At 66.3% G+C, this 7,254-nt stretch carries 6 protein-coding genes; all 6 read left to right on the top strand.

Annotation, left to right across the window (positions count from 1 at the left end):
- Positions 1–205 precede the first annotated feature (205 nt).
- The 6 genes from hisS (at position 206) to ACMZ6R_RS19640 (ending at position 7,151) form a co-directional block, all read left to right on the top strand.
- Positions 206–1,471 carry a histidine--tRNA ligase gene (hisS, locus tag ACMZ6R_RS19665; protein ID WP_416114651.1) on the top strand — a complete coding sequence of 422 codons (1,266 nt, stop codon included), beginning with the start codon at positions 206–208 and terminating at the stop codon, positions 1,469–1,471.
- A 143-nt stretch (positions 1,472–1,614) separates the two neighbouring features.
- Positions 1,615–3,420, top strand: a complete 1,806-nt coding sequence (gene aspS, locus ACMZ6R_RS19660) for an aspartate--tRNA ligase (protein ID WP_416114650.1) — start codon at positions 1,615–1,617, stop codon at positions 3,418–3,420.
- A gap of 4 nt (positions 3,421–3,424) precedes the next feature.
- Entirely contained in the window at positions 3,425–3,958 is a 534-nt protein-coding gene (gene def, locus ACMZ6R_RS19655; protein ID WP_416114649.1) for a peptide deformylase, read from the top strand.
- An 8-nt stretch (positions 3,959–3,966) separates the two neighbouring features.
- Positions 3,967–4,932 (top strand): methionyl-tRNA formyltransferase, encoded by a 966-nt coding sequence (gene fmt / locus ACMZ6R_RS19650; protein ID WP_416114648.1) that lies wholly within the window; start codon positions 3,967–3,969, stop codon positions 4,930–4,932.
- 18 nt (positions 4,933–4,950) lie between these two features.
- Positions 4,951–5,796, top strand: coding sequence for a DUF116 domain-containing protein (locus ACMZ6R_RS19645; RefSeq protein WP_416114647.1), 846 nt, complete (start codon positions 4,951–4,953; stop codon positions 5,794–5,796).
- A complete protein-coding gene (locus ACMZ6R_RS19640) occupies positions 5,793–7,151 on the top strand; it encodes a transcription antitermination factor NusB (RefSeq protein ID WP_416114646.1) in 1,359 nt (452 codons plus the stop codon). The genes ACMZ6R_RS19645 and ACMZ6R_RS19640 overlap by 4 nt, the downstream gene beginning before the upstream one ends.
- The last annotated feature ends 103 nt before the right edge of the window (positions 7,152–7,254 follow it).

Genomic DNA, 7,254 nt, shown 5'->3' with positions numbered 1-7,254 from the left:
CGGTTACAGTATGTTGACGTTGCTACTCCTGTAACCGTGAAAAGTTTTTGGGAGGGGAGAGCGCGAGAGGGGGACCCTTTTTTCAAAAAGGGTCCCCCTCTCGCATCGCCTTTCCCTCCCAGCTTTTGACATCCCTTCCCGACTCGTCTAATTTCACTCCTCTTTTTAACGACGCGCTTCCGCGCCCATCCCGGACCTGTTCCCCATGGAAAAGATACAGAAAATAAAAGGCTTTGCCGATCTCTTCCCGCCCGATTCCACGGTTTTCGCCTTTATCGAGGAAACCGCGCGGGCCGTTTTTGCCCGCTACGGCTACAAGGAACTGCGCGTGCCGGTCCTGGAGCGCACCGAACTTTTTGCCCGGGGCATCGGCGAGGAAACCGACGTCGTGCAAAAGGAGATGTATACCTTTCCGGACCGCAAGGGCCGCTCGCTTACCATGCGCCCCGAGGCCACGGCCGGCGTCATGCGGGCGCTGGTCGAGGATGGCCGCGCCAATGACGGGCTGGTCAAATATTTCGCCTACGGCCCCATGTTTCGCTACGAGCGGCCGCAGAAGGGCCGCATGCGCCAGTTCCACCAGATCGACGTGGAGGCCGTCGGCTCCCCGGAGCCGCTCCTCGACGCCGAGGTCCTGCTCATGCTCGACCACTATCTGCGCGCCCTGGGCCTGGCCGACCTCACCGTGGAGCTCAATTCCCTGGGCTGCCGCCAGTGTCGGCCGGCCTATCTCGACGTGCTGCGCGAGTTCCTTAGGGGCATGCACAAGGAGCAGCTCTGCGAGGACTGCATGCGCCGCAAGCTGACCAATCCCCTGCGCGTCCTTGACTGCAAGGTGCCCCAGTGCAAGGAATTCACCGCCGACGCGCCGAAGATCACCGACCACCTGTGTCCGGAGTGCGCCGCGCATTTCGCCACGGTCACGGCCATGCTCGACGCCGCCGGCCTGCGCTACACGCTCAATCCCCGACTGGTGCGCGGCCTCGACTATTACGTGCGCACCACCTTTGAGATCGTCTCCGGCGACATCGGCTCCCAGTCGTCCGTGGCCGGCGGCGGCCGTTATGACGGGCTGGTTTCCGCCATCGGCGGGCCGGATGTGCCGGGGGTGGGTTTCGCCTGCGGCATGGAGCGGCTGGCGCTTTTGATCGACAAGGTGAACGAGCCGGCCCCGGATTTCTACCTGGCCGTTCTCGACGCCTCGGGGCTCGACCAGGGGCTGCTTCTGGCCCAGGACCTGCGCCGGGCCGGTTTTTCCGGCGAGGCGCCCTATGCCCCGCGCAGCGTCAAAAGCCAGATGCGCGCCGCGGACAAATCCGGGGCGCGGTTCTGCCTGGTGCTCGGCACGGACGAGCTGGCCGCCGGCACCGTGGTGGTGAAGAACATGACCGCCGGCGGGCAGGAAACCGTCAGCCAGGACATGCTCGTCGCCTACCTGCGCGCCCGCCTCGAAGAGGCCAAGGACGAGTAGCCAAGGCCCGGACCTTTTTTCCCCGTAATGGGGACATGTTTTCGCGGTTTGACGGATTACCGATAAAAGTTTTTGAAAAGGGGCGTGGGGAAAAACTTTTTCCAAAAAGTTTTTCCCCACATCCTTGAAAAAAGGATGACTCCATGAGCGAGACGCTTGTCCTCGACAGGCTGGACGACTGGCGGCGCAGCCACGATTGCGGGGCGCTGCGGGCGTCCGATGTCGGCAGCGAAGTCTGCCTGATGGGCTGGGCCCAGTTCCGTCGCGACCACGGCGGCCTGATTTTCATCGACCTGCGCGACCGGGAAGGACTGACCCAGGTCGTTTTTTGCCCCGAGGGCAGCGCCGAGGCCCTGGAGCGCGCCCATGTGCTGCGCACCGAATTCGTGCTGGCCGTCAAGGGCCGGGTGCGCCCGCGCCCCGAGGGCATGGCCAATCCCGGCATGCCCACCGGCGCAATCGAGGTGGAGGTCACGGCGTTCAAGCTCTTAAATACCGCCGCCACCCCGCCCTTTCCCATCGAGGACCGCATCGACGCCTCGGAGCTGTTGCGCCTCAAGTACCGCTACCTGGACCTGCGCCGGCCCAAGCTGGCCGGCAATCTGATCCTGCGCCACCATGCCGTGCAAAGTATCCGCCGCTACCTGGACGGCCTGGGCTTCCTGGAGGTCGAGACGCCCGTCTTGACCAAGTCCACGCCCGAGGGCGCGCGCGACTTCCTGGTGCCGAGCCGGGTCAACAACGGCTCGTTTTACGCCCTGCCCCAGTCGCCCCAGCTTTTCAAGCAGCTGCTCATGATGTCGGGCTTCGACCGCTATTACCAGGTGGTCAAATGCTTCCGCGACGAGGATTTGCGCGCCGACCGCCAGCCCGAGTTCACCCAGGTGGACATCGAGATGAGCTTTGTCGACGAGGAGCAGATCATGGGCATGGCCGAGAACATGGTGCGCACCATGTTCAAGGAAGCCATAAACGTCGCCCTGCCCGACGTGTTTCCGCGCATGACCTTTGCCGAGGCCATCCGCGACTACGGCCTGGACAAGCCCGACGTGCGCTTCGGCCTCAAGCTCGTGGACGTGACCCCCGTGGTGCGCGGTAGCCAGTTCCAGGTCTTTGCCAAGGCCGAGCTGGTCAAGGGCATCCGCGTTCCCGGCGGCGCGGCGCTCTCCCGCAAGGAGATCGACGACCTGACCGAGTTCGTGAAGATTTACGGGGCCAAGGGGCTGGCCTGGATCAAGATCAAGGAAGGGGAATGGCAGTCGCCCTTTGCCAAGTTCCTCTCCGACGAGGAGCGGGCCGGGCTGACCGAGGCCTTCGGCCTCGAAGTCGGGGACATCGTCTTCTTCCAGGCCGGCGCGGCGGAAATGGTCAATACGGCCCTCGGGTATCTGCGCCTGCAGCTGGGCGAGCGCTTTTCGCTCATTCCGGAAGGCTCGTTCGCCCCGGTCTGGGTGACGGATTTCCCGCTTTTGGAATACGATCCCGAAGCCAAACGCTTCGCCGCCAAGCACCACCCCTTCACCGCGCCCCAGCCCGGCCACCTGGAAAAGCTGGCCGCCGCCCCGGGCGAGGCCCTTTCCCGGGCCTACGACTTGGTGCTCAACGGCAACGAGATCGGCGGCGGCTCCATCCGTATCCACGACCGGGCCACCCAGAAGGCCATGTTCGCGGCGCTCGGCATCGAGGACCAGGAGGCCGAGGACAAATTCGGCTTTCTGCTCAAGGCCCTGGAGTTCGGCGCGCCGCCCCACGGCGGCATTGCCTTTGGCCTCGACCGCCTTATCATGATTCTTGCCGGCGCCAAATCCATCCGCGACGTCATCGCCTTCCCCAAGACCCAGAAGGCTCTGTGCCTGCTGACCGATGCGCCGGCCGAAGTGTCGGCGGGACAACTGCGCGAGCTTGGCATCAAGCTGCGGTCGCGGGACAAGGACAAGGATAAATCCTAAGATCATGCTTTTGGAGATACTCAAATACCCGCATCCGGTTCTGGCGAAAAAGTCGGAGCCGGTCCCGGAGACGACGCCCGAGATACGCCAGCTGGCGGACGACATGGCCGAGACCATGTACGCCAACCAGGGCGTCGGGCTGGCCGCGCCCCAGGTCGGGCGCTCCCTCCGGCTGGTGGTCATCGACCTGTCCGGACCGGACAAGCGCGAAGAGCGCATCAATCTGGTCAACCCGGTCATCACCAAGGCCGAGGGCGAGCAGGAGGACGAGGAAGGTTGCCTGTCGGTGCGCGACTATCGCGCCAACGTCAAACGGGCGGCCACGGTGACCGTTTGCGCCACCGATCTCGACGGAAAGCCTTTTTGCCTTGAGGCCGACGGCCTTTTGGCCGTATGTCTCCAGCACGAGATCGATCATCTCGACGGCGTGCTTTTCATCGACCACTTAAGCCGCCTCAAGCGTGCCATGTATGACAAACGGGTGAAACGATGGGCCAAGCAGCATCACCAGCAGCAGACGGACCAGAACGACTCGTAGCCGTTTTCATGGGCACGCCGCAGTTCGCGGCCACGGTCTTGCGGCATGTGCTGGCAAGCGAGGACGTACGCGTGGCCGCGGTCTACACCCAGCCCGACCGTCCCTGCGGCCGGGGCAAGAAGTGCCATATCGGCCCGGTCAAGGAACTGGCCCTGGAAAGCGGACTGCCCATCCACCAGCCTTTGTCCTTCAAGGACCCGGCGGAAGTGGACGGGCTGGCCGCCTACAAGCCGGACCTTTTGATTGTCGCGGCCTACGGCATGATCCTGCCCCAGGCCGTGCTCGACATCCCCCGGGTCATGCCCATAAACGTCCATGCCTCGCTGCTGCCGGCCTGGCGCGGCGCGGCCCCCATCGAGCGGGCCATCGCCGCCGGTGATCGGCTTACGGGCGTGACCATCATGCGCATGGTGGCGGCCCTCGACGCCGGCCCCATGATCATGCAGCGGGCCCTGGCCATCGGCGCGGGCGACACCGCCGGGGAGCTTCGGGTCGAACTGGCCGACCTCGGCGGCCGGGTGCTTCTCCATTGCCTCAAGCGGCTGCGCGTCGGCGGGGTGCCCATGGTCGAGCAGGACCCGGCCAAGGTCACCTATGCCAAGAAAATCGACAAGGCCGAGGCGTTTATCGACTGGTCGCGGCCGGCCTCCGAGGTCCACGATCTGATCCGGGCCATGACGCCGCATCCGGGCGCGTTTTTCTTCTGGCGTCCCGCCGCGGACAAACCGGCCCTGCGCATCATCGCCCACCCGGGCAAGGTGGGCTGTCCGCTGCCGCCCGGGGCCAGGCCCGGCGACATCCTGGGCGTCATGGACTGCCAGTTGGGCGTGGCCTGCGCCGACGCCGTCTACCTCATCCCCACGGTGGTCCCGGCCGGGAAGCGGCCCATGGATGCCCAGGCGTTTTCCTGCGGCTACCTTGGCAAGTGCGAAGACGACGCCATGGCCGTGTGCGGTCCGCCAGAAGCGTCCTGACGGGGCAACGGAGCGTTGGTGGAACGAAACGAACCGTCGAGAAAGCGGCTTTTCATCGGACTGCTTTGCGGCACGGGCTTGGCCGTGTGCCTGCTTTTGGCCGTGGTCTGGATCGTGCCCTACGTGGGGCTGGCCAATATCCATCCCCTGGCCCCGTTGGTGCTCGGCGTGGTTTTCGCCGCCGCCATCCTGGTCGTGCTGTGGGCCACGGTGGGGCTCGCCCTCAGCGTCGCGCTCGGCCGGTCGTTTCTCGGCTCGGATCATCTGCGCGGGGTCATGGCCAAGGTATTTCTGCCGCTGATGACCATTTTCGCCCGGCTGCTCCACATTTCCAAAAGCCGGGTGCGCAGTTCCTTCATCAAGGTCAACAACGAACTGGTGGCCGCCGAGCACAAGCGCTACGATCCGTCGGAAGTCCTCGTGCTGCTGCCCCACTGCCTCCAGTCCAGCCGCTGCCTGCGCCGGCTGACCTACGACATCAACAACTGCAAGCGCTGCGGCCAGTGCCCGGTGGACGGGCTGCTCACCTTGTCCGAGGCCTACGGCGTGCATATCGCCATCGCCACCGGCGGCACCATCGCCCGGCGCATCGTGGTCCAGACACGGCCGCGCCTGATCCTGGCCGTGGCCTGCGAGCGCGATCTCAGCAGCGGCATCCAGGACACCTATCCCATCCCGGTCTACGGCGTGCTCAACGAGCGCCCCAACGGCCCCTGCCTGGATACCCAGGTGCCCCTGCCGCATTTGGAATCGGCCTTGCGCTTTTTTCTCGTCAACGGCGAGGCGAAAAGTCCCGTCTTCGACCGTTTCACCGGACGGGCGCCCCTTGGCGCGCCCATCTCCGCCATGGGCGGCTCGCATTGAGCCCGATCGCCACCCCCGCCCCGCCGCCGGCCCGCAAGCTGGCCCTGGCCGTTCTGGCCAGGGTGCTGCCCCAGGCATCCCGGCGCAAGGGGCCCGGTGCCGGCCAGGACGTCCAGGCCGCCCTGGATGTCGCCCTACTCAACGCCCACGGGCTCGATCCCCGGGACCGGGGTCTGGCCACCGAACTCGTCTACGGCTATCTGCGCCTGCGCGGCCGGCTGGCTTTCATCTGCGTCCGGTTCCTGAAGCAGCCCGACGCCGTGCCCGCGGCCGTGCGCCGCATTCTCGAACTGGCTGCCTACGAAATTCTTTTCTGCTCCAAGGTCCCGGCCTACGCCACGGTGGACTGGGCGGTTTCGGCCGTGCGGGTCCAGGCGGGCAAGGGGCTCTCCGGCATGGCCAACGCGGTGCTGCGGCGCATTGCCGCCGATCCCGCCGTCTTTGACGACGCGGATTTCTACTGCCGGGACCGCTGTCCGGAAGCGCAATACCTAAGCCGTTTTTATTCCTGCCCGGAATGGATCGTGGACATGTGGCTGCGCGACTTCGGTCCGGAGGACACCCGGGCCTATCTGGCCGCCCAGCTTACGTCCGCGCCGCTCGGGCTTCGGATCAACCGGTCGCGCGACGGGGCGCGGGAGTTCTTCGACGCCCTGGCCGCCGCGCCCGGGGTGCTGGCCGCCGATTTCCCCACCCTGGCCCTGCCGGCCGGAACGGACCTGCCCGAGGCGGCGGGGATCGATTTGCCGGCCGCCCTGGCCGCCGGCCGGCTGTCGCGGCAATCGGCCGCGGCCCAGCGCATCCTCTACGATTTGCGCCTCGACGACTGGCCCGAGCCGATCTTCGACGCCTGCGCCGGCCGGGGCGGCAAGACGCTGCTGCTGGCCGAGGCGGGCAAAAAGGTCATCGCCGGGGACATGCACGCCGGCCGGTTGTCCGGCCTTGGCCGGGAAGCGGCGCGGTTGGGCCTTGCGCCGGTGGGCGTGCTGCGGGGCTCGGCCACGCGGCTGCCCCTCGCGCCGGGCCGCGTCGGCACCATCCTCCTCGACGCGCCGTGTTCGGGACTGGGAGTGCTGGCCAGACGCCCGGACGCCAAATGGCGTCGCCGGCCCGAGGACGTGGCCGGGCTCACCCGGCTGCAACGGGCCATGCTGGAAGGGGCCTACGCCGCCCTGGCCCCGGGCGGGCGCATCGTCTACGTCACCTGCACCGCCCACCCGGCCGAAAACGAGGGCAATATCGACCGCCTCGGCGCGCGCCACCACGACCTGACCCTCGAAGCCGAAATCCCCGCCACCCCCTCGCCCAGCCTCGGCGAGACCTTTTACGGTGCGGTGTTGCGCAAGAGCGGTTAGGAGAGAGAAGAAGTGCGAGAGGGGGACCCTTTTTGAAAAAAGGGTCCCCCTCTCGCGCTCTCCCCTCCCAAAAACTTTCCACGGTTACAGAGGCTCTAACGAT

It is taken from the genome of Solidesulfovibrio sp. C21, from assembly GCF_047785625.1.
In the GTDB taxonomy this organism is placed as follows: Bacteria; Desulfobacterota; Desulfovibrionia; order Desulfovibrionales; family Desulfovibrionaceae; genus Solidesulfovibrio.
This window is presented reverse-complemented; position numbering and strand designations above follow the sequence as displayed.

What these genes read in the sequence shown, in the direction of transcription:
- hisS (WP_416114651.1), top strand. Translation starts at nt 206, where the DNA reads ATGGAAAAGATACAGAAAATAAAAGGCTTTGCCGATCTCTTCCCGCCC.
- aspS (WP_416114650.1), top strand. Translation starts at nt 1,615, where the DNA reads ATGAGCGAGACGCTTGTCCTCGACAGGCTGGACGACTGGCGGCGCAGC.
- def (WP_416114649.1), top strand. Translation starts at nt 3,425, where the DNA reads ATGCTTTTGGAGATACTCAAATACCCGCATCCGGTTCTGGCGAAAAAG.
- fmt (WP_416114648.1), top strand. Translation starts at nt 3,967, where the DNA reads ATGGGCACGCCGCAGTTCGCGGCCACGGTCTTGCGGCATGTGCTGGCA.